We start from the raw sequence: 24,360 nt of genomic DNA on the forward strand, positions 1-24,360 counted from the left end.
CAGTGGCACCGGAACTATTCCTGATCTAATACTCCAGTTGTCTCTTGTGAAGACATTTGTTTTTGCGCTTTGGCAACTTGATTGCTTTCATGGCTGAATTCATTGACTTCACTGAATTTTTTAATGTTATCTTGTTTCTGTTCCTTTTTAGTAACAGCTTCCGACTTATTCATATTTATCCCTCCCTATTCTACCAATCACTTTTTGAATTTGACCTGAAAAAAATCTAGTAATACTCTGATTATTAGAGCAACTTTGTCCTAGATTTAAAAAATGTAATCAATTTTGTTTTGCCTTAGCTTCATCATAAAACCAAGCGAGCTGTTATGTACTTCGCATTGGTGTTGTTTGGAAACGAATGGTTTCAAGTACACGAAAGATTGCGACTACTGTATCAAGAGAGGTTAAACATGGAATACCATTTTCAACTGCTTCACGACGAATTTTAAATCCGTCACGTGCAGGCTGTTTTCCCTTTGTTAGTGTATTGACCACAAGCTGTGCTTTACCATTACGAATTACCTCTAACAAGTTCTCCTCTTCGGATTCGATTTTATTTACAACATTTACAGGAATTCCTTCTTGCTTAAATGCAGCAGCAGTCCCTGCTGTTGCCAGGATACGATACCCAATGTTGTAGAAACGTTTAGCCAGTTCAGCAGCTTCCGCCTTATCTTTGTCCGCAACTGTAAACAATACATACCCGTGGGGCTTGATTGAAGTACCGGAAGCAATAAATCCTTTATACAGTGCTTTTTCCAATGTTGTATCTTGTCCCATTACTTCCCCGGTTGATTTCATTTCGGGTCCAAGTGTTATATCTACTTTTCTTAGCTTTGCAAATGAGAATACAGGGACTTTCACATAAACATTGTTCTCTTCGGGATGAATGCCTGATTGAAGCCCGAGCTCCGGTAACGTTTTTCCTAACATTATTTTGGTAGCAAGATTTGCCATTGGAACACGTGTAATTTTGCTTAGGAATGGCACTGTGCGGCTCGCGCGCGGATTAACTTCCAATACATACACTTTCCCTTTTGTTAAGACGAACTGAATATTAAGTAAACCTACTATTTGAAAACCTTTTGCAATTCTTGTTGTATAGTCAATAATTGTCGCCTTTGTTTCTTCTGATAGGCTTTGTGGCGGATACACACCGATCGAGTCACCTGAATGGACACCTGCACGCTCAATATGTTCCATAATACCTGGAATGAATACATTCTCTCCATCAGAGATAGCATCTACTTCCATTTCCTGGCCTGTTAAATAACGGTCAATCAATACTGGCTGATCCTCGTGAACTTGGACCGCATTTTTCATGTAATGAAGTAATTCCTCAGTTTGATATACAATTTCCATTGCCCTTCCGCCTAGTACAAAAGAAGGCCGAATCAGTACAGGGAAGCCAATATCCTCTGCAATTTTTACCGCTTGTTCTACTGAAGTTACGGTTTTCCCTAAAGGCTGCGGAATATCCAGAGCTCCCAATGTTTTTTCGAACTTTTCACGGTCTTCTGCTGCCTCAAGACTCTCAAGTGATGTGCCTAAAATTTTCACACCCCGGCTTGCCAATTCCCCGGCCAAGTTAATCCCCGTTTGCCCGCCAAATTGTACAACAACACCCAGTGGATTTTCTAAATCAATAATATGCATAACATCTTCAATGGTTAATGGCTCAAAGTACAGCTTGTCTGAAATACTAAAATCGGTTGAAACTGTTTCGGGGTTATTATTAATAATAATTGCCTCGTAACCTGCTTCGCGAATAGCCCAGACAGAGTGAACCGTTGCATAGTCGAACTCCACTCCTTGTCCGATACGAATGGGTCCAGACCCGAGTACGATAACACTCTTCTTCTCAGTGACAATTGATTCGTTTTCATCTTCATACGTACCGTAAAAATAAGGCGTTTCGGATTCAAATTCAGCTGCACATGTATCCACCATTTTATATACAGGGATGATTCCATTCTCTTTCCGATATTCATATACTTCGCGTTCTGTCATTCCCCATAGTCTTGCTATAGTTTTATCTGAAAAACCGATTTTCTTTGCTTCAAGGAGAATTTCTCTATCGCCTTTGTTTTCTTCCAAAACCTTTTCAAATTTGACTATATTGTCAAACTTCGCAAGGAAGAAGATATCAATTTTGCTCCACTCATGAATTTGTTCAATCGTTTTTCCTCTGCGGAGTGCTTCACCTATGTAGAATAAGCGCTCATCACCTGCTGTACGAATACGTTTTTCAATCAATTCATCATTGATTTGATCTGCATCATTTAAGGCTAGGTGATATACTTTCAATTCAAGTGAACGAACCGCTTTTAATAGTGACTCTTCGAGCGTACGGCCGATTGCCATTACTTCACCTGTCGCTTTCATTTGTGTACCAAGCTTCCGATTGGCCGATTCAAATTTATCAAATGGCCAGCGCGGAATTTTGGTTACTACATAATCCAGGGCAGGTTCAAAAGATGCATAGGTTCTTTCTGTTACAGGATTCATCATTTCATCTAACGTAAAACCTACTGCAATTTTCGCCGAAAGTTTCGCAATTGGGTATCCTGTTGCTTTTGAAGCCAGCGCGGATGAGCGGCTCACACGCGGGTTTACTTCAATAATAAAGTATTGAAAGCTGAAGGGATCTAAGGCAAGCTGAACGTTGCATCCACCCTCAATCTTCAGGGCACGAATAATCTTTAAAGATGCATTACGCAATAATTGATACTCACGATCGCTTAAGGTTTGACTCGGTGCTACAACAATTGAATCACCTGTATGGACACCAACAGGATCGATGTTTTCCATGTTGCACACAACAATAGCATTATCATTGCTGTCACGCATTACTTCGTACTCAATTTCTTTAAACCCGGCAATACTTCTCTCGAGCAGGCATTGGGTAACAGGACTGTATTTTAAGCCACTCGTTACAGTTTCAATTAATTCTTCTTTATAGTGGCAAATACCGCCGCCCGTTCCTCCAAGTGTATAGGCCGGACGAACAATAACAGGGTAGCCAACTTGTTCCACGAATGCATATGCCTCTTCCAGCGTATGAATAATTTCACTGTCCGGAACTGGTTCATTCAGTTCGTTCATTAATGAACGGAACAAATCTCGGTCTTCTGCTTGTTCAATCGCGCTTAATTTTGTTCCTAAAATTTCAACGCCCAGCTCTTCTAAAATACCTGATTTGGCCAATTCTACAGTAAGATTTAACCCTGTTTGCCCACCTAGAGTCGGTAAAATGGCATCCGGACGTTCTTTATATATGATGGAGCTTACGAACTCAACAGTTAACGGCTCGATGTATACTTTATCTGCCATTTCCGTATCGGTCATAATGGTCGCTGGATTTGAGTTAACAAGAATGACTTTATACCCTTCTTCTTTTAATGCGATACATGCCTGCGTGCCCGCATAATCAAACTCTGCCGCTTGTCCAATAACAATTGGTCCTGATCCAATTACTAAAATTGTTTCAATGTCTAAGCGTTTTGTCATCGTTCGTCCCTACCTTCTTCCTTGCTTCCATTAATTCAATGAAACGGTCAAATAAATAGTTTGCGTCTTCTGGTCCCGGAGATGCCTCAGGATGGTATTGGACAGTAAAAGCTGGATACTTGTCATGCTTTAACCCCTCAACTGTCCCGTCATTTAATGCAATATGTGTTACTGATAAATCAGTTCCTTCTAAAGAATCCATACAAACTGTATACCCATGGTTTTGCGAGGTAATTTCAACGCGATTTGTTTCTAAATTTTTAACAGGATGGTTTGACCCGCGGTGGCCAAACTTCAATCTTTCTGTATCTGCTCCGCATGCAAGTGCGACCAATTGATGACCTAAGCAAATGCCGAACAATGGTATTTTCCCAAGGACACCTTTAATCATTTCAATTCCTTCTGTTATTTCTTTCGGATCCCCTGGTCCATTACTTAACATGATGCCATCCGGATTTAGATTAAATATTTTTTCTGCCGTTGTATCATACGGAACGACTATAACATCACAGTTGCGCAGCGTTAACTCCCGTAAAATACCGTGCTTCATTCCGTAGTCGACTAGCAGGACTTTAAAACCTCTTCCAGGACTCGGATAGGAACGTTTTGTTGATACTTGTTTCACCTGATCTCTCGTCCATTCTGCTTTCTTTAAATCTGCCACTACTTCTTCAACAATAACATCCATGCTGCAGATTCTTCCTTTTAGAATCCCATGCTCGCGGATTTTTCTTGTAAGCTTCCTTGTATCAATTCCCGCTAAACCTGGAATATCTTTGTCTTTTAAATATTTATCAAGTGGAAATTGACTACGGAAATTTGACGGTATTTCGCAAAATTCTTTTACAATCAAACCATTAATTGTTGGTTCAATCGATTCAAAATCATCACGATTAATTCCATAGTTACCAATAAGTGGGTAAGTCAATGTAACAATTTGACTGCAATAAGAAGGATCCGACAAAATTTCCTGATAGCCGGTCATACCTGTGTTAAATACAACTTCACCTATCAATTCCTTCTCACTGCCAAATCCTTTTCCAACAAATACAGTACCATCTTCTAAAATGAGTTGACGTTTCATTCCATTACACTCCTTTCTTCCATACGCATTATCCTTCTACCCCGCAATCGTTTGATTAACGCCTGTTGATCTTCTCTTCCTCGTAAAAGGAGGATTCATTTTATAGTATTTGGAGGGCATCACGAGCAATTCCAATGATTCACAAATTGAAGGGGTTCCGCTAAAAAGGTTTTTATTTATTTTATTATTGCGTAAAGTTAAAACTACTTCTTTCCTAATTTGTATTTTTACAGGACATTCCTATAATCTCCTTATTTGCCAATAAAATGTATTATATAAAATAAGAAAAATTGTCCACTTTTTTGTATATTTGGCAACACTTGAGCAGGCATTTTTAGAGCGAAACGTCAAAAAAACGCCTTCAAATTTTTGAAGGCGTTTTTTGTAATTTGAGAGAAATTTTCTGTGACCAAGGGGACGGTTCTAGCGGTCCTTTTTGTTTAACTTGTCCCATGAGAACCGTCCCTATGGACACTACCAGATAAAACCGAAATTTCAGTTCCACAAAGAAGACATGTTGGGCATACCTCTGAAAAATATGAACGAGTTGAAGAAATCTTTCTTACTAATAAAGTGATGTATAAAGGTCATTTTGGCGATGCGATCGTGCGAGTCTGCGATACAGAAAAAATGACAGACTTGCTCTATCATATACTAAAGGAAGACCCTGAAATATTTTCTTGATATTTAGTGCCTCGCAACGGGGACCGTGACCGTGGGGACGGTTCTGGTGGCTTTTTTATAATTATTAGTGTCGTAGCTAAGATGAAGAAGCTAATCCAATTTGAATTTGTTCAGAAGTAGATTCAAGAAAACAAAAAAACCACCCTTCGCTATCGTTAGCAAATGGTGGTTCTCACAAATAATCTGCATTTAAAACAACAAGCAATAAGATTATTGCTAGGCAAAAGTTAATCATTCTGGATTTGAACAAACAAAAATATCAGCATCAGGGTCTAATGTTAAAACTTCCTCGGCGTCAATACTCTCAATTGTTACTTTAGTTGTTTCCCATACATTACTGCATCCCGTAATTGTAAATAAAAATAATGCAATCAATGAATAGAATAACTTCCGAAACAACCTACTCCCCCCTTTTTAAGCTAATAGACGGATAAAATCTATCAAAAATTCCTTATTCTACTCTCTAGGTCAAATCATTATTTTAAGTCTGATAATTTTTCTCCCGTAATAATTTCGTATAGGACTGCCGATTTTTCTTTATCTAATTGAGCATATTTACTTTCAGCTTCTATAACAAGTTCTACTTTTTCCTTATTTGGGCTTATCCAGAGCTCATACAACACTGCTTTCGCTTCAATGTTAGGATTTTTGTATTGAAATCCAAACCTGTAATCAGGAGGGCGTATCATAGACACTTTTGCATTTTCCCAATCAATATATGATAAAATCTCTTTCACTTTTTTAACTTGCTCATTATTATTAATTTCTTTAAAGTCCTCATAATGATTTTCATTCACCATATACTTTTGGACTTCTATCCTTTGTTTCCCATCTTTTAAATCATTTGAACAACCTGCTAAAAATATAAATATCATTCCAATAGTGACCATTAATTTTCTGTATTGTTTCAAGTGAATCCACCCCTTTTATTATAGGACGAATTGTTTTAGGTAAAGTTTCGACGTGTACCATCATAAAACATTCTTCGACCAACCTGTTAACTGGCTAGCCCTCTGGTTCCTGCGAACACCAAAGTATCTTAAAGTCTTTTTTCATTAAAAGCCCTTAGCATAAAGAAGAGCTCGATTCTTACTGTAGAATCGAGCCTGTTTTTGAATAACTTTTCATCATAAAGCTATGATAAGTTCGTTCTACTTGCTGTAACTTCCTTTTTAACATGAAGGGTCTGATTCTTTTCCTTCGCTTCTGATACCCATTTATCAAGTGATAAATAAATAATACCGGCAAAGATACAACCTATTCCTAGAACAGTAAAAAGAACCTGACCAAGATGTTCATCAAGCAAAAAACCTGCAAAAATGGGACCGAATGCACTGCCAACGATCCACTGAAGACTTGCTGCCCCCATATAGGTACCACGTAAATGTTCAGGTGCAATATTCGCTACAAATGTCATTTGTACCGGGGATAAGAGCATTTCCCCTAATGTGTATATTCCATAGATAATGATAAGAATTAAAAGGATACTCCAATAGGAAAACTGGAGCTTTGTAAAAAAGATTGGCAGCCATCCTACTGAAAGCAGCCCAAAACCAAATAAAACCGAACCATATAGCATGACCTTTCCAAGTTTGCGCTTACTTGCCCATTTCGATATCGCAAATTGGAAGAAAACGACCAGTGCACCGTTAAAAGCCATTAAATAAGGATATGGATTTTGGGCATCGGAAAGTGCCGGCAATTGTTGATCAAAATGCAGTGGCAGCATCCCTTCCGTTTGTGAGAATCCCATTGAAATAACAATTCCCGTGATAATATAGAAAAATAAAATTTTATCTTTGACGAGCACCGTAAATATAGATGGCAGTTTCTCTTCTTTATCAAGATCTTTCGTATCCTTTTTTCGTTCATTTTTCGGAAGTGTTTCTGTAAGCAAGAGCGCTAAAAATAGAGAATAAATAAAAACGGATGAAGCAGCAATGATAAAAATAACTGACTTTGATAAAAACACAACGGATGCTCCAAGTAATGGACCGATTGCTGCTCCAATATTGTGTCCCATTCGAAGCAGCCCAAATGCTTCCGTTCTTCCTTCTTCATCCGTCACATCAGCGACCATGGCTGATGCCGCAGGATGAAAAAGAGAATTAAACAAACCGAAAAAACTCGATATCAATAAGAAAGGATAGAAACCATCGAAAAAAATAAAACCAAGCATAACCAATCCATTTCCAACCATTGAAACAATCATAATAGGTTTCCTGCCATATTGATCCGCAAGCTTTCCACCTATTAATGAACCAAGCACTCCTGCAAGTGGTCCCATCGCCATCACAACACCAACTTGCCAAAAATGATCCACCTTATCACTCATATATAAGGCGAAAAAGGGCATTAACATCATCATCGCAATACCATTAATCGATTCGCCGATAAAACGAATCCAAATATTACGATCCATGTTTCGAAAGGCATGTAAACTCATTTTCATTTCTTTTTCCTCATTTCTCTTTGACTGAAAGATTATACTTTTACCAGAACAAAAAAGCCGTGAGCAAGTTAAACCCGCCCACGGCATTTTAATTAAAATGAAAGAATGGGTAAGGAAAACTTATGGTTGAACAATCGTTTTATAGTTAAAAAAGGGCACACTGCTCCCGTTAGACATAAGTACATATTTGGTGGAACATACTTCTACTATCCAATTAACCTTAAAACGTAAACCAGTAAGCATTTCCTTACACCTCCTATTCCTGAAATTTTTTAAATTATCTTAATTATCCATAAGAATTATAATTTATTATTAACATGCATGTAAAGAAATTCCTTAAAGAAAAATAAAGAACTTTAAGTAAGCTATTAGGACAGTCCTCTCAAGTAAAAATGGCTGCCTTTTCATATACCCTTCTCTAATGAGGATAAAGCCTGCTTCCTAAATATAGTGAGTAAAACTAATTCAACTGGGTAGTATATGTTTAGGATGATTTACGTTCATATTTAGCATTTTTCCTATCAATCAATGAGGAAGTGAATAGATGAAACACAGTAACGAACAAAATAACTTTGATGGAAATGTAGAAGAAAGTGGTAACAACCTAGCTGGTAGTGATGCTAATCAGGATACCAGTGACTTTGGTGAAAGTAAAACAGCAGGAACTTTAACTGATGCCGTTGCGGGTGCTATGATAGGTGCTCCATTTGGACTATTTGGTGCTGTTATAGGCGGTGTTACGGGCGGTGTTATTGGTAACCAGATGGTGGAGACTGCTGATGCAGATAACAATATAGCTTCCAATAATCGTGATGTGAGCAATAATACTAACTCTATAAATGAGTAGCTATTTTTCAAGGATTCCAATTAATTTAACTAGGGAATGGAAATTTTCCTTTAACCACAGAGACAAAACCGTGGGGACGGTTCTCGCGGTCCTTTTTGTCTAACTTGTACCATGAGAACCGTCCCTCTGGACATTTACTTCTCCACCATTACTCCTCAGATTATTGTGAAATCCAAAAAAAAAACGTTCCTTACAAAATGCAAGGAACGTTTTTTTCTGTTGATAAGTCTTTTATCATTGGATACCTAAGCCATTACTCCTGAAGTTTTACTCGTACATTTCTTTGCCTTTTTCCATCTTCCACACCCTCTGCCTGGCGGTTATGCTTAATGAAAAAGGAGAGAATCAGTCCTATTAAGGAAAGAATGGAAACGACCATAAAGGCGATATTCGCTCCGTGTATATCCGGATAGGCAATGTCCGGGCGCTGTTTTGCTGTTTCCGCTGTTGTTGTCATAACTGTAACAAGGATGGCGGTTCCTACCGAAGCGGCAATCATTTTCATCGTATTATCCATCGCCGCCCCATGAGGAATTAATCGTTTTGGTAACTGATTCAAAGCAGCTGTTGCGACCGGCATCATTACCATGGAAAGACCAAACATTCGAATCCCATAGAGGACAGTAATATATGTCAACGTGGTCGACGGACTTAAAGTCATAAACGCAAATGAAGCAGCAGTCATGATGGTTAATCCAATCATCACGAGCCATCTTGCACCGACTTTATCAAATATTCTTCCAACAATTGGTGACATAATCCCGCTAATCAGTGCACCAGGTAATAAAGCAAGCCCCGCCTCAAAGGCAGAAAACTCCCTCATATTCTGCATAAAGAGCGGAATGATTGTTTCTGCTCCAATTAAGCCCATAAAGCTGATCATTCCAATTGCTACGGCAAAAGGGAATATTGAAAACGTAAAAACACGAAATTCCAGCATCGGATGTTTCAGTCTTATTTGGCGGAAAATAAATACAATCAGTGATACACCACCAATTGTGAGTGATAGTAAGGTTGCAGCATGAGACCAACCGTAATTTCCAGCACTCGTAAATCCATAAAGCAGCCCGCCAAAACCGAATGACGATAGTAGGATCGAAATGACATCCACTTTTGGCTTGGAAACCTCTGTGACATTTTTCAAGAAAAAGAATGCGACAACAATATCGATAAGAGCAATAGGCAAAATAATATAAAATAACACTCTCCATGAAAATTGCGATGTCACCCATCCAGACAATGCTGGTCCGATGGCTGGTGCAAAGGATATCACAAGCCCGACAAGACCCATTGCTGCACCGCGCTTATTGACCGGGAAGATCAGTAAAAATACGGTTGTCATTAATGGCAGCATGACTCCCGCTCCCACAGACTGAATGACTCTACCTATTAGAAGAATTTCAAAATTAGGAGCGATCCCACTGACAACCGTTCCTAAAGCAAAAACACTCATGGCAGAGATAAATAACTGTCTTGTGGTAAATTTTTCTAATAAAAAGGCACTGATTGGAATCATGATCCCATTCACCAACATAAAGACGGTGGTCAGCCATTGTGCACTATTTGCGGTAACGCTCATTTCATCCATAATTGGAGGAATTGCTGTTATCATCAGCGTTTGATTCAAAATCGCGATAAAGGCCCCTGCTAGCAAAAGGCCCACGATCAATGATTGCTTACTCCCTAAACTCTCCATTCATCAAACTCCCCATTTAAAAATATACTGTTACAGATTACCTTGTTTTCCTTCTAAATTCCAATGAAGTGTTCTATTTTTACTATAGGTTATTTACTCTAGCTTCAAAGTATTTAAATTTAACCATGGAAATGATTCCAATGATCGGACCGATGCTTAATAGGATAAAAACAAATCTCCATCCTAACCATGTTTGAAAGATTGGAATTAGGTTTATTGACAAGATTGTAATTAGAAAACCTATACACATTTGCAAGGTAAGGGCCGTCCCGATATAGTCCGCTTCTGCAAACTCTGTAATACCAACAGAAAATTGTGCAGAATCCGCAATGACCGACACTCCCCAGATAATGGAAACAAGAACCGTCAGCCAAATGAACCCACCAAAAGTAAAACCAATCAATATCGCACAAATAGCGCTAACCGACATACAAATAATCGTTAAATTTGCCCTTCCTATCTTATCCGCCGCTATCCCACCTGCTATGCACCCTATTCCCCCCGCAATTCCAATAGCGGAAAAAGAAGCTAACATACTTAGCCATGGGTCTAAATTTGGTGCGGACCGCAAAAAACTTGCAGATAAAAAAACTGGTAGCCAAGTCCACATGGCGTATAACTCCCACATATGTCCAAAATAACCATAATTCACTAACATGACTGGTTTATTCTTTAGTAACTTTCCAAATACGGAAAAAGACCAAGAACTATTTTTAGAAACCAATCGAATATCAGGTAATAGATAGAAAATAAAAATAGCTGCTATCATTGCTAATGTCGAACTAATTGTGAGTACCCATCGACTATCCATATTAATTGTGAAAATGGATATAAAGTGCGGCAATGAGGAGCCTAATGTTAAAGCAGCGATTAAAATGCCTGTTGCCAATCCTCGTTGTTTTGGAAACCAGTGTGCAATCATTTTTACTGAAGTTGGATATACACCCGCTAACGTTACACCAGTCAATATTCTCAATAATATACCAATCGCTGCCTGATCAACGATAATCAAGACCCCATTTAGGAACGCACCCGACAGCGCTGAGATAGCAAACAACCTTCTAATATTAAAACGATCCGATACCCCAAAATATGAACTTAAAAATGCACCAATCACAAATCCAATGGGAATGGCTGCGGACAGCAATGCGCCTTGGGGCGGGGTTAGACTCCAGCTTTTTTCTAGTTCGGAGGCAATAACGGAGGCATTAAACCACAGACTTAAACAAAAAATGACTGCTATTCCAATAATCGTTAACGCCAGCCAACGATTCTTTATCATCATTCACAATGTCCTCCCAAATAAAAATTGAATTAGAAAACCGTGGGGACGGTTCTCGCGGTCCTAAAAAGTAAAAATTTTTGTAGTTCCATCCCCTTTAAGAGTGGTTTAATAATTATCATCAACTAAATGATAACACTTTCCTCTGTTTTTTTTCTGTATTTGGTCTTCATCGGCTTCATGATAACGCCTAATTAAAAAGCTCCAACCTCTATCATCAGAGCTTGGAGTCTTCATTAACTGATTTGTATCAAGAGTAATGATTATCTGCGAATTAGTACTTTCTGATGATCTGCTTGTTCAAAGTCTATTTTGGACATATCATCATCTAATGATATTTTCTTTTCTGCTAGTAAATGGTGGATGTAATGGGCCAATGCTGAATCTTCATAACGTAAACAATCCAGGTAAACTTAAATAACCCAGCTTTTTAATAAAAGATTTACAGCACCTTAACATCAACAAAGTAGCCTCTTAACAATGATTTATTATTCTTATTTTTAGTGGGGGTAGCATGTGTGGCTATCATGGTATTTGGCGTAGGTGGAGCCGTTCGATGTAAATAGGAAAGTGCCAGGCACCATCCACCCCGACATATGAACTTTCGGGAGAAATTTCTGTGGTAAGAAACCTATTCGTTCATGTCCGAATGAGAACCGTCCCAGTGGTATTGGAAACTCGATTCTTTTATCAATAGCTCTTCCCAACTTGTATCTGGAATTTTATTCCCTAAATTATTTACAAAAATAGAACCACAAGACAAGTTTTTAGTAATAACTTAAGATTTAATGTTTCAAATAACAAAAAAATAAAGTCCAGCACTCTGAAGTGCTGAAACTATCATGTGATTCTCTCATTCTATATTATTCAGCAAGCATAAAAGAAAAGTTGGTATCTACATTTTTAGTATCATCATTATTCCTAACAAAAATAATCAACTCATAATCCCCATTTTCATTATAAGATGTTCCTGCTACCCATGCTATTGTCGGTGTTGAAACCCCGTAAACCTGAATCATCGGTATAGGGTTTGAGGCTAAATGATTAGGAAATGATTGTACTATACTAGCGGGGATTGTAATCCAGTATAATCCAGTGTTACGTTTTTCTACGGTAAAGCCTGAACCGGAGACAATGTGGCCATCAGAGGCAATTGCACCTTGAAGTATTTTATTTCCAGGGACGCCAGGATCACCTTTGTCACCTTTATCTCCCGGATCTCCCTTGTCACCCTTTGGTCCCTGTGGTCCTGTTGGCCCCACTGGTCCTTCAGTTCCAGGCTCGCCTTTATCACCTTTTAACCCTTGGTTACCTTTTGGACCAACTTGGTTCCAACTTATTTTCATTTCATTGGAACGGCACTCATCTTCGGCATCAATTATGTAGAGGGTACCGTTGCTATTCTTGACACATGCATAATATACGGTTGTATCATCTTGTGCGAGAACACTTGATACCCCAAAAATAGCCGACATCACCAATACCCCAACCACTGCACCCTTTACTATTGGCTTTTTGAAGAGTTTCATAATTAGAGACATAATCAATCACTCCTATTTTTATTATCTATCACCTTCCTTATAAATGCAGAACTTATTATATTTAGAACGTTGGTGCAAAATATTATTAAGACCAAGGGAACGGTCCGAGACCTGTGAAAAATCTAATTTTTCCTAAAGGTATCTCCAAATCCCATGCCATTATCTTCCATAGACCGATTTGATACGACATCTCCTTTTTTGACATTTACAAACAACTCGGAATCGGTCGATGTAACAAATGCGACACTTCGTTGCTTGGTAGCATCATCATTCAAAAAACCCATTTGAATTGAAAATGCAACAGCCTATCTTGGACATCACTATCTATTCTTAAGAGGTTGATAGTTTGATCCTCATCTTTAGACATATAAAATTGTCCATCGGGCAAATCTTTTATTAATGCTGCATTGTCCTGTGACGATCCATTTGCCAAACCAGGTATTATGAACGGTATTAAACTCACAAGAAAAACAATGGAACTTAAAAAGTTGAATAAGCTATTTAAAAAATAAAAGCAGTGTGATTTCTTAAAAGAATCACACTGCTTTTCTAGTTGTTTTTATTTTTGATTTTGCCGATTTCCAATATTATAAGGAGTCTTCCTCACCAGTTTTCACTTTCTAAACTTCTAACCCTGCAATTCCGACGCCACCAGGTCCCGCATGAGTTGAAATCATTGCGCCGGCTTGAATCCATTTTACATTATTAAAACCCGTTTCATTCGCGATTTCACTCATCCGATGCTTGATCCTTTCATCAAGTCCGATAGAGTATAGAAGGTAAAGTTGCCCTCTATCAATGTCGTATTGATCTAAATAATCTCGCATGAGTTTTTCTGAAACTGCGTCCATACTCCCGCGATATTTTTTGGTTGAAGTAAGATTTCCGTCAATTAATTCAATCCGCGGCTTTATTTTTAACAGCGCCCCTCCGAGATAAGCTAGATTACTAACTCGTCCTCCTGCTCTTAAAAAATCTAAGCTGCCGGGGACAAAAGCTAGTCTTGATTTAGGAACCACTGATTTAATCTTCTCTACTAAGCGTTCAGGGTCAATGGAAGGTTCATTCTCTAATAAGGTAACAGCATACATCACAATCGCCGTTAATCCGCCTGTAACGTTCAAAGCATCAATTAGAAAAATATCATTCATATCTTCGGTTGCAATGATCGCGTTTTGGAAGGAAGAAGATGCCTTCGAAGTATAACCTATATGTACAATGATGCAATCAGGAAAATCATTTTTGATCTTTGTGAAAAATTCAAGATATTCATGCGAATTGGTGGATGTTGTCGAGGGTATTTTCTTTGTCCGTTCGTAATAGTCAAAAATTTCTGTTACAGGTAACGAACCATCTAAATAATCCTTTCCATCCATGATAACGTGCATCGGGACCACTTGAACATTATGTTTTTCAGCTAATTCCTTTGGTAAATCCGCACCACTCTCTGTCGTTAAAATAATTCTCCTCATCCATATCCCCCACTCCAATATAAAACCCATTACGAATTCGTTCTGCATTTTTGTTCTACTCTACTATACATGAAAAAAGAGTACTTAGGGACGGTTCTCTTGGTTATATTAAAAAGGCCATCAGAACCGTCCCCATGGTCACTACCGCTAAATTGTAAATTAAGACACAATTCACTTAAAAAAGAGGATAAATAATTGTAAACTTCAATTTCGTCTTGAGCTACCTCAGGCAAACTTTCTAAACTGACTACTTGCATTTTCTTGAACTTAAGATTCTCTCTGCATTTCCAATTCTTTCTGATTTATTAAGTTTAAGAGTGTCACTATTAAATTTACAATAAATTCTACACAGTCAATTAACCCTTCCTATGTTATTATTTAATAGTTGATTTTTTTTCAGGAGGAAACCTTTCATGCTTGATGTGAATACATCCTTTATTAAAAAACAAGGTGAGAAGATGAAGTCTCCCACAAGTAATAACGATCTACAATATGATGAATTGTCTTCTTTTTTACAGGAAAATGGAGGAAATCATGCTTCTCATTTGATTTTTTTAAAAGATAAAGAGATTTTTTGGACGAAAGAGCGAGATGTACTAATTGTATATAAACGCATTGCAAATAAATTAATGGTTTTAGGTGATCCAATTGGAGATGAAGCAAAAATTCAGGAAGCCATAAAAGATTTCTGTGAATATAGCAAAAGCAGAGGCTTTAAACCTGTTTTCTATCAAATAAGCCCACAGTATATGCACTATTACCATGATACAGGTTTTCGCTTCTTCAAGGTGGGCGAAGAGGGATTAGTGAATCTCCAACAATTTTCTTTAGAAGGAAAACAAGGAGCAAAATTACGAACACGATTGAATAAATTTACGCGAAATTCTTATACATTTAGCGTAGTCCACCCCCCTTATTCTAATCACTTGCTTTCCGAATTAAAGCATATTTCCGATTCATGGATAGGCAGTCAGAAGGAAAAAGGGTTTTCGGTCGTCTCTTTTAGCAAAGAATATGCTTCGCGTTTCCCTATCGCCCTTTTACACAATCCTGAAGGGAAAGTAATTGCTTTTACGACGTTAGCAAGCGATTTTCAAAATACGGTTACCATTGACCTGATGAGAAAATATTCAGATAGCCCTCATGGAACAATGGATGTATTATTTATTCATATATTTCAGTGGGCAAAAAATAATGGATATCAAATCTGCAGTTTGGGTATGTCACCACTATCAAATGTAGGAAACTGCAAACATTCATTTACATGTGAAAAACTAATTCGTCTTGCCTACCTTTACGGGAATTCCTTATACAATTTTAAAGGTCTAAAAGAATTTAAAAGTAAATTTACTACCGATTGGGAACCAAAATATTTAGCTTACAAAAAAACCTTTCTGCCGTTAACTATTTTACAACTACTTTTTCTGATCAACTCTAAACGTAGTTCAATAGATAATAAGGAAAGAAAAAATAATTCTATTAAAAATGCTATCTCAAAATGGCGTTTTGAATGACCAAAATGAGAGGCTATAATGATGCTCGTAAGTAAAGAACTATTTCTTAAATTTATCAAATACAGTGTTGTGGGCTGCATAAGCGTGCTCATTTATTTTCTTTCCGTTTTCATCTTGGTTGAACTTTTTGACAAAGATCCGATTTTCGCATCAACATTTTCCTTTATTATCATGACTTACATTTCATTTCTATTAAACAAAAAATTTACCTTTGGCAGCGACTTCTCCTACAATCAATTGTTGCGTTTTCTAGTTGTTTCTGCCATTGGTTTCATCTTAAATTTTGGTATTATGTATCTAGTAGTAAATATACTTTCACTTCACTATGTAATCGGTGAGCTAATCACAACATTGATCATACCCATCATCAACTTCATATTGAATAACTATTGGACATTTAAATAGTAGGAAAAAGACCGGAGGGACGGTTCTGATGGCTTTTTAGTATTACTGTCCCCCGTTACATTAACGCAGTGCTTCGCCGGGGGACTGACCCCTAGCAAAGAAAAAAACACTCACAAACTGACAGCTTCGTTATTAAACTTTTGCACCAGTATACTATTTAAGCTTTTTCCTTACGGATTTTGATTAACTTTACTGAACAATCGCCCCCGTTGGTTTAAGTGGTATTTATTTTTTATCAAGGAATATATCGACCTTTCTTAAAAATCTAAAAAAAAGCCGATTTTCAACGGCTTTTTTTATATTGTATTTGTTAATTCATTTATCCCTATTTTCCCATTAAGTTTTCAAATATAACAGAGATATTCCATTCCATCATACCAATATAAGAATCTCCATCTTCACCCGGTTTTCCAAGAGAGTCTGTAAATAATGTCCCACCAATTGGAACACCAGTTTCTGTTGAAACCATTTCCATACTGCGAGGGTCGATACTCGTTTCTACAAATAATACTGGAATTTCTTGTTCATTGATTAAATCCACTATTTGCTTAACTTGTTGCGGCGTTCCTTGATTTTCTGCATTGATCTCCCAAATGTATCCTGCCTCAAATTCGTATGCATCACTAAAATATTTAAAAGCTCCCTCGCTTGTAACTAAAAAACGCTTTTCCTTAGGAATTTTATTAAAGCTTTCTAACGCTTCTTGATGAAGTTTTTCTAATTTCAAAATATATTCTTTAGCGTTTTTTTCGTAAATATTTGCATTCGCTGGATCTATTTCAATCAGTGCATCTCTTGCATTTTCTGCATACTTAATTCCGTTTCGGATATCAAGCCATGCATGTGGATCTTCTTCACCTTCATTTCCTTCTGATGTTAAAAATTTAGGATCTACTCCTTCACTTAGTCTAAATACAGGCGCATCCTCACCAGTCTTTCCCGCAGTTTGGATAAGTTTCTCAAACCAAGAGTTACCCGCTTCAAGATTTAAACCATTATAAAAAACGACATCTGCATCTGTTGTTTTTTGAATGTCTAATGGAAGTGGGTCATATTCATGCGGATTAGATCCTACTTTAGCTAAACTATGAATCTCTACTTGATCGCCACCGATATTTTTTACGATATCATAAAGAATGGAGTAAGTCGTAACCACCTGTAACTTATCCTCTTTATGTTCTTTTCCTGGTTCACTAACGGTTTCCCTATTTTCACTACATCCTGCCAGAATGACAATTGCAAAAAGACTTATAATAAATAATTTTAGAAAATATTTCATTGCTATTCCTCCTATGTTTTTTATGAAAGGGCTTGTTTTTTCCTTCTTGCTTTTAAGAAACGCCATAAGATTCCTTGTTTTGGTGAAAAACCAAAGGCTAATAGGAAGAGAGCAGTTGAAACTAAGACAATGGTTGCTCCTGAGGCTAAGTTATAAGTGAAGCTAAAGTATAACCCCACAACCGAAGCAATCACTCCTAAACCAGCTGAAAGGTAAATCATTACCCATAATCGATCAGTTAATAAATAGGCTGTTGCTGCTGGAGTGATTAGCATTGCTACTACCAGTATGATTCCCACTGTTTGTAAAGAAGCAACAGTTACCATTGTAAGCAGCGTCATTAAAAAATAATGGATAAATTTTATTGGTAGTCCATATGCTTCTGCCATGGTCGGATCAAAAGAAGTCACTAGTAGTTCTTTGTAGAACAAATAAATCGAAATTAACACAAATATTCCGATGCCCAGTGTAGTCCACATATCTGAAGGTCGGACTGCTAATACATTCCCAAACAAGATGTGATAAAGGTCCGTACTACTTTTCATTAGGGTGATCAGAATAATTCCTAATGCAAAAGCAGCCGTAAACATAATTCCAATGGAAATATCATTTTTGATACGACTATTTTGGCTAACAAAACCGATTGACATTGCGGTCAAAACACCTGAAATAACGGCTCCAACAAAGAAATTAATTCCAAGCATGTAAGCAATGGCCACCCCTGGAAGAACAGCATGAGAAATCGCGTCACCCATTAGTGCCATTCCTCTTAAAATGATAAAACAGCCCACTACTCCACAAATAATTCCAACCATTACAGAGGTTAAAAGAGCTTTTTGTAAAAATCCGTATTGAATCACAGCCTCAATAAAAGACATTTATACCTTCACCCCCAAACTATCAAGAAACGAAAACTGTCCAGAATACGCTTTAGCCAAAACTTCCGCATTTAAAACCTGATTTATTTCTCCAAAACCAATAAGTTCTTTATTTAACAGAACAAGTTGGTCAAAATAATCACTGACTTTACTTAAATCATGATGAACAACAAGAATCGTTTTGCCACTATTCTTTAATTCTTTCAATATAGTAATAATGGTTTCTTCACTTGATACATCTATACCAACAAAAGGCTCATCCAGAAAAAGCATTTCAGATTCTTGAGCAAGTGCCCTTGCTAAAAAAACTCGTTGTTGCTGTCCCCCTGAAAGTTCTCCAATTTGACGCTTACTAAATTCTGCAATACCAACCCTTTGTAAACATTGCAGCGCCCATTCTTTTTCTGACTTTTTTGGTCTTTTGAATAAACCTAGTTTTGGATACGTTCCGAGTAAGACAGTATCCAAAACAGTGATTGGAAAATCCCAGTCAATATTGCTCCTTTGCGGGACATAGGCAACGGATTTTCTTAGCTCATTAAAACTTTGCCCGAATATTTGAACTTCGCCTTTATCTTTCGGGATAAGGTTTAACAATGCCTTTAATAGCGTTGATTTCCCAGCTCCATTTGGACCAATAACCCCAACTAATTTACCTGGATCTATTGAAAAACTAACATTTTTCACCGCTTCATTACCATGGTAGGACACAAACAAACTTTTCACTGTAAGCGCTGGATTCATTAATAATCATCTCCTTCATATCTAATGTTTTCCTTTGTATGAAAAATGTTGACTTAATGCAACTTTTAATTAAAAAAATAAAGTGGAAATTTACCACATCTTACTTTAACTATATATATGGTTTAATTCAAAAAAGTTTCCCTTATGAAACATTTTAAACTACAGGAAAATCCATGTCAATTAAAAAGAATTTTCTTTTGTATTCTCATCGAAGAATTCAAAGTTAAAGTAGATGTAACAAAAGGAAAAAATCAAGGAATAAACGGAGATATCATTCTACAATTTATTGTCACCTCTTACGTAGGGATAGTGGAATGGTGGTTCAAGAATGGAATGCCTTATTCACCTCGTGTCATGGCAGAACAAGTAGGGATTTTATTAGAGAGGAATCTATTAAAAAACAGAGCAGTGATTAGCACACTGCTCCTTATGTCTCAATCTCAAAAAACAGGGGTTTTTGGATTGATCGCAGGTTTCTTGCTTTCAGCTGGGAACCTGATGCTGGCTGCGACCTTTTATGGGAAGTTCGCTTATAGGGACTACCCACAGGATGGTTTGTCTGTCAATATCGCGAATAGTCTTTCATATGGAGGGCTGCTTCTTGGCACGATTATTCTCATGATTGTATCTTTCCGTGCGAAAGTATTCCCGGGCTGGTACGGAGTCGTGTTCTTGCTCATGCTTATCTCTTTAGGGCTTCCTTTCCTTGATGACTTTTTCTCACTATTCTGGGGATTGACTTATGTGGTGATGGGCTATTCCATCTTTACAGGTAAAGGAATTCGCTACTATTTTGATCCAGCAGGAAAAAAATCATTGATTATTTAATCTATAGATTTCTTGAAGACCATGGGGACTGTTCTCATGGTCTAACCTCATTTGAACCCTATAAGAAACTATGAAGACAAGAAATTTAGGCTGCCTCAATCCAAATGAATTTAGTTTGAGGCAGCCTAATTGGTGTTTTATATATTTCTCATTTTCATTAGCGATTTTTTAAAATTTAGAACCTCAAATTGGAGGTTCCTTATTCTCGAATAAACCAAATCTTTGATATCAAATCATCTAGCTATTAAACTAGTACTTTCCCCTGTAATCCCATTCGTGGCAATCTCCCAATAGATGACCTTGTGCCCAACAATGGGCCGATTTTTAATATCGGCAAACTCTTGAATTTCACAAAACTGTTGTAATATCTTATTGATTCTGACACGAGCTCTTTGAGATTCACGAAAACTGTCAGAATACCCCTTTCATTCTGACAGGATTGCTCTTGAATTCTCCAAAGCTGTCTGAATGTCCATTTAATTCTTACAAGAGTGCTTTAGGATTCACCAAAACTGTCAGAATAACCCTATTATTTTGACACGATTGCTCTTGGATTCACCATTGCTGTCCGAATACCTTTATGATTCCGTTACGGTTACTCTTAAAGTATTAAAGAAATATCTTAGCCCGCCTCAATGTGAACCAAAGTTCTTTTTTTCATTCCATTATTCTGCCCCGTTAACATAATGAGAAAATAAGACCTCATCCTTCTGAGTAGTAGTTTAATTTTTGTAAATTAGAATAACATTAGAAATCAAAAAAACCGGCACATTTTTGGTTGCCGTTATTTCTTATGAACCTTTACAAATACAGTTCCAAATAGTTTATCTCCAATATATGCATCTAACTTCCACATTGCACTCGTAGGTAGTGACATATTTGATGGCATGTGTCGGTCTGCTCCATTATTTGGACCACTTAAATCTACACCTTCAAACAAAGTTATTTGTTCAATATCATTTTCGTGTGTAGCAACAACTTATAGTTTTCCTTCAAGCTCTTTGTCTTCTCCCCAAAAATGCCACATATATTTTTGGGTTTTATTTGGATAAAATATTAGAACCTCACTATGATCATAAATAAAACCTAAACGTTCTTTTTCACCAATCAACGTATAATTACCTGCTTTAAACAAAGAACTTTCATTCCACTCTTGTGCTTGATTTCTTTCGTCTTAATTGGTAATTACTGTTTCATTACTTTCTTATATCATTTGTTCACCTCCATATGCTCGGTAATTACCCTATATTTGCTTAATAAAAGTGCTAAAAGCAGTGCAATTTTGAAATGCACTGCTTTTATACTTGTTTTTATTTATGCCTTTTCCTCTGTAGGTACTCCAAAAGAGAACGGCTTACTAACAGTGGGAACCCTGATTTAATCAATATTTTTTATAAGTATAGTAGTTTTCGCTATTAGTTGTTAAGCAAGAATGCCCTCAATTTTTTGAATAATTTCACTTGGAAGTTCGATTTCAACAGCTTTCACATTCTCTTCCACCTGACTTGGTCTGCTTGCACCAATTAAAGCGCTCGAAACATTTGGCTGTCTTAAGATCCAGGCTAAAGCAAGACCAGGTAGCGTGATATCCAATTCCTTTGCGATCTTCTCTAACTGTTCTACTTTTGAAAAAATGTCCTCATTCAGCATGCCTTTGATAAAGGTATTGATTTCTGCATTTGAAGCGCGGCTATCCTTTGGAAGGTTATTTCCCTTGTATTTTCCTGTTAAAACCCCTTGAGCGAGTGGAGAAAAGACAACTTGTCCTACACCATATTTTTCACTCACTGGAATGACTTCTTTTTCAATATAGCGCTTAAACATGTTATAGACCGGCTGGTTCACCACGATTCGATCTAAGAGATATTTATCGGCAACACGCATTGCCTCTTCAATTTGCGCTGCGCTCCATTCACTTACCCCGGCATAGAGGATCTTCCCTTGACGAATTAAATCATCAATCGCTCTTAATGTTTCATCAACAGGTGTTTCTGGATCAAAACGGTGACAATAAAAAACATCCACATAGTCTAAGTTCATTCTCTTTAAGCTAGCGTTTACTTGCTCGGTAATATGCTTTCTAGATAATCCCCGATCATTCGGACCTTCACCCATTGGAAAGAACGCCTTTGTTGTAATCACATAAGAGTCACGTGGATATTCCTTTAAAGCCCCAGCCATGACTCGTTCACCTTCACCACGCTCATAGACATTGGCAGAATCAAAAAAGTTGATCCCTATTTCATACGCTTTATGTATCGTTTTTTCAGCAATATTCTCTTCGACAGATTTCCCGTAGGTTAACCAGCTTCCTAAACTAATTTCACTTACTTTTAAACCACTATTTCCTAATCTTCTGTATTTCATCGAAATCCTGCCTCCTTGGACTATTTTTAGAAAATGTCTTTCAAATAAACTTATGTTTCTTTTCGTTTATTATTACTTATGATTATAAAGTTCCAGCTACACCGCCATCAATATTCAGTGAAGTACCTGTAACATAAGAGACTGCATCCGAAACAAGGAATGTAATCACTTTCGATACGTTCAAGAGGAAATTGATGGTCTTTCCGGGAGAATTCTTCCCATGAATGTTCCGGTGCTTGGTTTCTCCATATTTTTTCCATTTGTTCGTTCCGTACTAAGCCAATACATACGGTGTTGACGCGAATATTATCCCGGCCAAGGTCCTTGCTCATTGCTCATTGCTTTTGTAAGAGCCATCCCCGCTGCTCTGCTAACAGAAGTTGGCAGTGAAGTAGAAGGAGGTGTTTTCCCACTAATTGCTGTGACATTGACAATCGCGCCTCCTCCCGATTGGCGCATATACGGTACGGCATAACGGGCACAATGAATCGTACAAAATAATTTTAAATCTAGATCCTGTCTCCAAAGTTCGGTTTCTACTTTTTCAAACGCGTGGGCCTGTGCAGTTCCGGCATTGTTGACTAAAATATCCAAACGTCCATATTTTTCTATGGTCACTTCTACTACTTTTTTACATTGGTCTTCCTTTGTAACATCGGTTACGACAACTAATACTTCTTTTCCTGTTTGTTCAAAAATTTAGGCTGCTGCCTCCTTTAAACGATCCTCATTTCTAACACAAATCGTTACTTTTGCTCCTTCTTTCACTATCTGAAAGGCCGTTTCTAATCCAATTCCTCTGCTCGACCCGGTGATTAATGCGACCTTTCCTTTTAAACCTAAATCCATTATTATCTCCTTTCTTGTGTAAGCCTTTTTTATATTGGTTTCCTTATTTTTTTGCTATTGCCTTCGCTTTCACTTTAATTCGATATAAAAGGGCAAATCCCCTTCCACAGTTCAAAAATATTAATCAAACTCTCTTTATTACATTACACAAAAAAGTGTGGGGACCATTACATACCTGCTGCATACCCTTTAATTTAGGAGAAAAAAAGCCGATTTCCCCTACGCTAAATGTGGTAGCGTCAGGAAAATGCTGATTTACAACGTTAAGGAAATCCTAATATAAAAAGCCCAATTTCTGAGCATTAAAATGGAGAAATTAGGCTATTCGTTACTAGATGCATTTCATTTTGGACTGACTACCAACTCGCTCAAATTCTAGATATCATTTTTCAAAAAGCGCAAACGTCATTTCCCCAAGCATAACTAAAGCTGGAATGAAAAATACCAAAAAACTAATATATAATACCTTTTCATAGTGTCGGCTTCGTACCCATCTATCAACCTTACAAAAACAATATGCCATCAAAAGTCCTCCAGTAATAAACACACAAGAAAAGAGTATAATCGTGAGCATTGCTTGGAACCCTGTCAACTCGGTACCGGGATTGGTTAAGATTGGTGTACCGTAAATAGCTAGAATCATAATCCCAAATAAGAATCCTTTTTTAAACCAATGATGTGGGAGATACATTTCTACTAATATAAACAAGAAACTGATCGCTAAACAGGAACCTATTCCTGTACCAAGCAACTGCAAAACTCCTTCGATCGTTACACCACTTGCCAATTCCGGAAAAGCGATAGCAGATACGCATAATGATTCGTAGCAAAATTCCACAAACTGCTCCAGTGGCAATCGCAGCAATAAATGCAATTCCAATTCTTTTACAGATTTCCTTGACTCCTTCATTTATGTACATATAAATCT

20 protein-coding genes and 3 pseudogenes are annotated in these 24,360 nt (G+C 37.4%); 4 read left to right on the plus strand and 19 right to left on the minus strand.

Annotated features, from left to right (window positions below; translation table 11 throughout):
• Nucleotides 1-14: 14 nt before the first annotated feature.
• The 7 genes from CHI06_RS29910 to CHI06_RS30625 all read right to left on the minus strand — a co-directional run bounded on the left by CHI06_RS29910 (nt 15) and on the right by CHI06_RS30625 (nt 7,973).
• Complete coding sequence (locus tag CHI06_RS29910; RefSeq protein WP_179292692.1) at nt 15-173, minus strand: hypothetical protein; 159 nt, start codon at nt 171-173, stop codon at nt 15-17.
• Between the two features lie 151 nt (nt 174-324).
• Nucleotides 325-3,510: a carbamoyl-phosphate synthase large subunit gene (carB, locus tag CHI06_RS19060; protein WP_095250206.1), complete on the minus strand. Its 3,186-nt coding sequence runs from the start codon at nt 3,508-3,510 to the stop codon at nt 325-327.
• The gene (locus tag CHI06_RS19065; RefSeq protein ID WP_095250207.1) at nt 3,488-4,594 is read right to left on the minus strand and encodes a carbamoyl phosphate synthase small subunit; all 1,107 of its coding nucleotides are present in this window, start codon (nt 4,592-4,594) and stop codon (nt 3,488-3,490) included. The genes carB and CHI06_RS19065 overlap by 23 nt, the downstream gene beginning before the upstream one ends.
• 915 nt (nt 4,595-5,509) lie before the next feature.
• Nucleotides 5,510-5,677 carry a hypothetical protein gene (locus tag CHI06_RS29915; protein ID WP_179292691.1) on the minus strand — a complete coding sequence of 56 codons (168 nt, stop codon included), beginning with the start codon at nt 5,675-5,677 and terminating at the stop codon, nt 5,510-5,512.
• Between the two features lie 77 nt (nt 5,678-5,754).
• Nucleotides 5,755-6,153 (minus strand): hypothetical protein, encoded by a 399-nt coding sequence (locus tag CHI06_RS19075; RefSeq protein WP_373558157.1) that lies wholly within the window; start codon nt 6,151-6,153, stop codon nt 5,755-5,757.
• A 260-nt stretch (nt 6,154-6,413) separates the two neighbouring features.
• Nucleotides 6,414-7,730: an MDR family MFS transporter gene (locus tag CHI06_RS19080; protein ID WP_095250208.1), complete on the minus strand. Its 1,317-nt coding sequence runs from the start codon at nt 7,728-7,730 to the stop codon at nt 6,414-6,416.
• A 120-nt stretch (nt 7,731-7,850) separates the two neighbouring features.
• Nucleotides 7,851-7,973, minus strand: a complete 123-nt coding sequence (locus CHI06_RS30625) for a hypothetical protein (protein WP_257009367.1) — start codon at nt 7,971-7,973, stop codon at nt 7,851-7,853.
• A gap of 301 nt (nt 7,974-8,274) precedes the next feature.
• Between CHI06_RS30625 and CHI06_RS19085 the strand changes: the two genes are divergently transcribed.
• Nucleotides 8,275-8,577 (plus strand): hypothetical protein, encoded by a 303-nt coding sequence (locus CHI06_RS19085; protein ID WP_095250209.1) that lies wholly within the window; start codon nt 8,275-8,277, stop codon nt 8,575-8,577.
• Between the two features lie 253 nt (nt 8,578-8,830).
• On the opposite strand, the gene CHI06_RS19090 is transcribed toward CHI06_RS19085, so the two are convergent.
• The 5 genes and pseudogenes from CHI06_RS19090 to CHI06_RS19110 all read right to left on the minus strand — a co-directional run bounded on the left by CHI06_RS19090 (nt 8,831) and on the right by CHI06_RS19110 (nt 14,568).
• Nucleotides 8,831-10,273: a DHA2 family efflux MFS transporter permease subunit gene (locus CHI06_RS19090; RefSeq protein ID WP_095250210.1), complete on the minus strand. Its 1,443-nt coding sequence runs from the start codon at nt 10,271-10,273 to the stop codon at nt 8,831-8,833.
• Nucleotides 10,274-10,355: 82 nt separating this feature from the next.
• Nucleotides 10,356-11,558 (minus strand): MFS transporter, encoded by a 1,203-nt coding sequence (locus tag CHI06_RS19095; protein ID WP_306453824.1) that lies wholly within the window; start codon nt 11,556-11,558, stop codon nt 10,356-10,358.
• A gap of 860 nt (nt 11,559-12,418) precedes the next feature.
• On the minus strand, nt 12,419-13,096 hold the full coding sequence (locus tag CHI06_RS30215) for a collagen-like protein (protein ID WP_218833109.1): 678 nt from the start codon (nt 13,094-13,096) through the stop codon (nt 12,419-12,421).
• Between the two features lie 125 nt (nt 13,097-13,221).
• Nucleotides 13,222-13,571: pseudogene (locus tag CHI06_RS30630) on the minus strand (ABC transporter permease); the annotation flags it as partial.
• 145 nt (nt 13,572-13,716) lie between these two features.
• Nucleotides 13,717-14,568 carry a DegV family protein gene (locus CHI06_RS19110; RefSeq protein WP_095250211.1) on the minus strand — a complete coding sequence of 284 codons (852 nt, stop codon included), beginning with the start codon at nt 14,566-14,568 and terminating at the stop codon, nt 13,717-13,719.
• Nucleotides 14,569-14,981: 413 nt separating this feature from the next.
• Between CHI06_RS19110 and CHI06_RS19115 the strand changes: the two genes are divergently transcribed.
• On the plus strand, nt 14,982-16,082 hold the full coding sequence (locus tag CHI06_RS19115) for a phosphatidylglycerol lysyltransferase domain-containing protein (protein WP_095250212.1): 1,101 nt from the start codon (nt 14,982-14,984) through the stop codon (nt 16,080-16,082).
• Nucleotides 16,083-16,100: 18 nt separating this feature from the next.
• A complete protein-coding gene (locus CHI06_RS19120; RefSeq protein WP_095250213.1) occupies nt 16,101-16,487 on the plus strand; it encodes a GtrA family protein in 387 nt (128 codons plus the stop codon).
• A gap of 325 nt (nt 16,488-16,812) precedes the next feature.
• Here the strand turns inward: CHI06_RS19120 and CHI06_RS19125 are convergent, their stop codons facing one another.
• Genes CHI06_RS19125 through CHI06_RS19135 form a run of 3 tightly spaced genes read right to left on the minus strand, consistent with a single transcriptional unit; the run spans nt 16,813 to nt 19,388 of the window.
• Nucleotides 16,813-17,766, minus strand: coding sequence for a metal ABC transporter substrate-binding protein (locus CHI06_RS19125; protein WP_095250214.1), 954 nt, complete (start codon nt 17,764-17,766; stop codon nt 16,813-16,815).
• A 20-nt stretch (nt 17,767-17,786) separates the two neighbouring features.
• Complete coding sequence (locus CHI06_RS19130; protein WP_095250215.1) at nt 17,787-18,644, minus strand: metal ABC transporter permease; 858 nt, start codon at nt 18,642-18,644, stop codon at nt 17,787-17,789.
• Nucleotides 18,645-19,388, minus strand: coding sequence for a metal ABC transporter ATP-binding protein (locus CHI06_RS19135; protein ID WP_095250216.1), 744 nt, complete (start codon nt 19,386-19,388; stop codon nt 18,645-18,647). It abuts the gene before it with no gap.
• Nucleotides 19,389-19,595: 207 nt separating this feature from the next.
• Here CHI06_RS19135 and CHI06_RS30635 point away from each other — a divergent pair.
• Nucleotides 19,596-19,778, plus strand: a pseudogene (locus tag CHI06_RS30635) (TetR-like C-terminal domain-containing protein); the annotation flags it as partial.
• A gap of 1,417 nt (nt 19,779-21,195) precedes the next feature.
• On the opposite strand, the gene CHI06_RS30640 reads toward CHI06_RS30635, so the two are convergent.
• The 4 genes and pseudogenes from CHI06_RS30640 to CHI06_RS19160 all read right to left on the minus strand — a co-directional run bounded on the left by CHI06_RS30640 (nt 21,196) and on the right by CHI06_RS19160 (nt 24,342).
• Complete coding sequence (locus CHI06_RS30640) at nt 21,196-21,327, minus strand: hypothetical protein (RefSeq protein WP_257009368.1); 132 nt, start codon at nt 21,325-21,327, stop codon at nt 21,196-21,198.
• Nucleotides 21,328-21,638: 311 nt separating this feature from the next.
• Nucleotides 21,639-22,583 carry an aldo/keto reductase family protein gene (locus CHI06_RS19150; protein ID WP_095250217.1) on the minus strand — a complete coding sequence of 315 codons (945 nt, stop codon included), beginning with the start codon at nt 22,581-22,583 and terminating at the stop codon, nt 21,639-21,641.
• Between the two features lie 82 nt (nt 22,584-22,665).
• A pseudogene (locus tag CHI06_RS19155) lies at nt 22,666-23,432 on the minus strand (SDR family NAD(P)-dependent oxidoreductase).
• 382 nt (nt 23,433-23,814) lie between these two features.
• Complete coding sequence (locus CHI06_RS19160; protein ID WP_095250218.1) at nt 23,815-24,342, minus strand: hypothetical protein; 528 nt, start codon at nt 24,340-24,342, stop codon at nt 23,815-23,817.
• Nucleotides 24,343-24,360: the final 18 nt, after the last annotated feature.

This window comes from Bacillus sp. 7884-1 (assembly GCF_002272245.1).
Classification (GTDB): Bacteria; Bacillota; Bacilli; order Bacillales; family Cytobacillaceae; genus Neobacillus.

What these genes read in the sequence shown, in the direction of transcription:
- CHI06_RS19090 (WP_095250210.1), bottom strand. Translation starts at nt 10,273, where the DNA reads ATGGAGAGTTTAGGGAGTAAGCAATCATTGATCGTGGGCCTTTTGCTA.
- CHI06_RS30215 (WP_218833109.1), bottom strand. Translation starts at nt 13,096, where the DNA reads ATGTCTCTAATTATGAAACTCTTCAAAAAGCCAATAGTAAAGGGTGCA.
- CHI06_RS29910 (WP_179292692.1), bottom strand. Translation starts at nt 173, where the DNA reads ATGAATAAGTCGGAAGCTGTTACTAAAAAGGAACAGAAACAAGATAAC.
- CHI06_RS30625 (WP_257009367.1), bottom strand. Translation starts at nt 7,973, where the DNA reads ATGCTTACTGGTTTACGTTTTAAGGTTAATTGGATAGTAGAAGTATGT.
- CHI06_RS19095 (WP_306453824.1), bottom strand. Translation starts at nt 11,558, where the DNA reads ATGATGATAAAGAATCGTTGGCTGGCGTTAACGATTATTGGAATAGCA.
- CHI06_RS19130 (WP_095250215.1), bottom strand. Translation starts at nt 18,644, where the DNA reads ATGTCTTTTATTGAGGCTGTGATTCAATACGGATTTTTACAAAAAGCT.
- CHI06_RS19120 (WP_095250213.1), top strand. Translation starts at nt 16,101, where the DNA reads ATGATGCTCGTAAGTAAAGAACTATTTCTTAAATTTATCAAATACAGT.
- CHI06_RS19115 (WP_095250212.1), top strand. Translation starts at nt 14,982, where the DNA reads ATGCTTGATGTGAATACATCCTTTATTAAAAAACAAGGTGAGAAGATG.
- CHI06_RS19065 (WP_095250207.1), bottom strand. Translation starts at nt 4,594, where the DNA reads ATGAAACGTCAACTCATTTTAGAAGATGGTACTGTATTTGTTGGAAAA.
- CHI06_RS19125 (WP_095250214.1), bottom strand. Translation starts at nt 17,766, where the DNA reads ATGAAATATTTTCTAAAATTATTTATTATAAGTCTTTTTGCAATTGTC.
- CHI06_RS19160 (WP_095250218.1), bottom strand. Translation starts at nt 24,342, where the DNA reads ATGAAGGAGTCAAGGAAATCTGTAAAAGAATTGGAATTGCATTTATTG.
- CHI06_RS19150 (WP_095250217.1), bottom strand. Translation starts at nt 22,583, where the DNA reads ATGAAATACAGAAGATTAGGAAATAGTGGTTTAAAAGTAAGTGAAATT.
- CHI06_RS19075 (WP_373558157.1), bottom strand. Translation starts at nt 6,153, where the DNA reads ATGATATTTATATTTTTAGCAGGTTGTTCAAATGATTTAAAAGATGGG.
- CHI06_RS19135 (WP_095250216.1), bottom strand. Translation starts at nt 19,388, where the DNA reads ATGAATCCAGCGCTTACAGTGAAAAGTTTGTTTGTGTCCTACCATGGT.
- CHI06_RS19080 (WP_095250208.1), bottom strand. Translation starts at nt 7,730, where the DNA reads ATGAAAATGAGTTTACATGCCTTTCGAAACATGGATCGTAATATTTGG.
- carB (WP_095250206.1), bottom strand. Translation starts at nt 3,510, where the DNA reads ATGACAAAACGCTTAGACATTGAAACAATTTTAGTAATTGGATCAGGA.
- CHI06_RS19085 (WP_095250209.1), top strand. Translation starts at nt 8,275, where the DNA reads ATGAAACACAGTAACGAACAAAATAACTTTGATGGAAATGTAGAAGAA.
- CHI06_RS19110 (WP_095250211.1), bottom strand. Translation starts at nt 14,568, where the DNA reads ATGAGGAGAATTATTTTAACGACAGAGAGTGGTGCGGATTTACCAAAG.